This is a genomic window from Rahnella sp. P4_A8 (assembly GCF_056402435.1).
The window spans coordinates 1-2,306 of sequence record NZ_JBFUHK010000165.1; the positions used below are offsets into that span (position 1 = coordinate 1).

At 51.5% G+C, this 2,306-nt stretch carries 2 protein-coding genes; both read left to right on the plus strand.

What is annotated here, in order from left to right:
* The coding region (locus AC1DUO_RS24185) for a CS1-pili formation C-terminal domain-containing protein (RefSeq protein ID WP_477989125.1) at positions 1-1,551 on the plus strand (1,551 nt) is incomplete at its 5' end.
* Positions 1,548-2,306, plus strand: a 759-nt coding sequence (locus AC1DUO_RS24190; protein WP_477989127.1) for a CfaE/CblD family pilus tip adhesin, incomplete at its 3' end; no start/stop codon positions are given. The genes AC1DUO_RS24185 and AC1DUO_RS24190, both read left to right, overlap by 4 nt.

Sequence of the window (2,306 nt, forward strand, 5' to 3'; positions counted from 1 at the left end):
ACATCACGCAAACCGGTGATGCAAGCCGGTGCGCGTCTGCCGGTGTTTGCCGAGCTGACGGCGACGGCAGGTATTGCCAATACCGATAATGAAAATTATGGCGAAGCGGGCCTGCAATGGACACACGGTTTTAACGGAAAAGTGATCGACGGCGTGCTGGATATGCAGACCAGCGTGTTTAGCGGCACAGACGGTTCCAAAGGTAACGTTGAGCAAATCAGCTACAACGACGGTTTTTCCATGAGCGTCTATCGCAATGCCGCATACGGTAAAAGCTGCACCAGTGCCGACGTCGGGGAAAATGATTATGCGGATATTGGCTGCTACGAATCAATTAACGCCACACTTTCCGTGCCGGTTAAGGGCTGGTCTGCCTCTCTGGGCTACACTTACAATAAAAATACCAGTCTCTCACCGGACTCTGCGACGTACGATCCTTCAAAACCTTTTGAAGACAACATGATCAACAATACCGAATCGCAGAGCACATCCAAAACCTTGCAACTGAGCCTGAATAAAAGCTTCAACTGGAAACAGATGACGATCACCACGCGTTTTGGTGGCTACCGTCGTCAGAGCAGCAGTGACAGCGATAGTGACAAAGGTGTCTACGTCGGCTTCTCCCTGTCACGTAATACGCCAAAAGATGCGCAGCTTCGCAGCAGCAACACTTCATTCAGCACCGATTATCAGGGCAGCCAGAACGGCGATGCGCAGATGACGTATAACGCCAGTCAGAACTGGGACTGGGGCAGCAATAACGACCGCGAACTGGGTATTGACGTGGGCGGCACAGATACCGATAACGCTAACGCCTCGGTTCATGGCCGTCTCAATGGCCAGTATGGCGAAGGCGAACTGACCGTTTCCGACAGCTATGACAATGAGCAAAAAACCCATCAGGGCGCAGTGACCGGCAGCTACAGTTCTTCCGTTGCGGTATCTAAATCCGGCTTCTTCTGGGGGCCAGGCGGTACAGGCTCACCGGGTGCTGCGGTAGCCGTGAAGGTGAAAGGCAGTAATGAAGAAGAGGCGGATGCCGCAGATGACGCATTGATCGACGTTTCAGTTCAGGGCGGCGGCGCGGCCCACATGAAACAGAACAGCAAAGCGTTATTCCCGGTGACCGGTTTTGAAGAAGGCAAGGTGTCCGTTGATGAAAGCCGTGATGTCAGTTCAGGTAGCCAGGCCAGCATTACACAGGGCGCAGGCAGCCAGAAATTGTTCCTCCTGCCGGGGAAAATGAAAGTACGCGAAGTGACGATGGAATCGCATTATACCTATGTCGGACAACTGGTTACCGCCACGGGTGCCCCCCTCAATGGCGGCAACATGCTCAATGCCAATGCTTTCAGCAGCTCAGAAGATGGCGGCTTTACCGCAGAAATGACGTCATTAGCAAAAACGCTATATGTCAAAAACGGTGAGCAGAATTACCAGTGCGCAGTCACCGTGCAATCAAGCCGCGATGTCGTGCGTTATGTCGGTAAAACATTGTGTAAACCGGTTCAGCCTGCGGATTTGCCCGCTGCAATTCGAGAAAGAAAATGAAACATAAACAACTTCTGACTGCTTTATTTATTTTACTGAGCACCCTGTTAGTCACGTTGTCCGATGCTCAGGCTGACACGGTTGCTCCGTTGGATCACAGCATCAATACAGAACTGAACATCGCGAAGGGTACCGCATCAACGGTAAATATCTGGACACAAGAAAGCGGCGGATACGACTCGACTAATTCCGGTCGCTGGGGCCTTAACTACTGGGCCTGCACGTCAAGCACCAGCGATGAAAATGGTAAATGCCCAACGGGTAAAGGCGGATATGCCGCCTATCTGCCGGTTTATCTTAAATTTACGGAAAAGCGCAGTGGCGCAACGCAGACTCTCGAATTGCAGGGAACACGCGAAGCCTACTGGTATAACGGAAATTGCGCGATGTATGGCGATCCTAAGCCCATGAATCAAAGCGCACAAAACTCCTGCAGCGGTGATTCAACAGATGGTGTTAACTTAACCCTGAAAATCCCTGCCGCCGAACTCAATAAGTTACCGGTTGGCGGCATCTGGACTGCTCAGCTAAAAATTCTTCTCCATAACAGCAGCGAAACCGAGGTTTATCACTGGGATTCCAACATCACAGTCAATCTCACCGACAACAATAACCAGCAAATCTATTTACCCGAATTTGGCGAAGCCGCACCGCGCGTTGACCTTAACCTGCGCCCGCTGCCCGGCACTAAAGGTAATCAAACGCAAATGAACGGCTCGGCTACTATAGATATGTGTTTGTACGATGGGTATGGC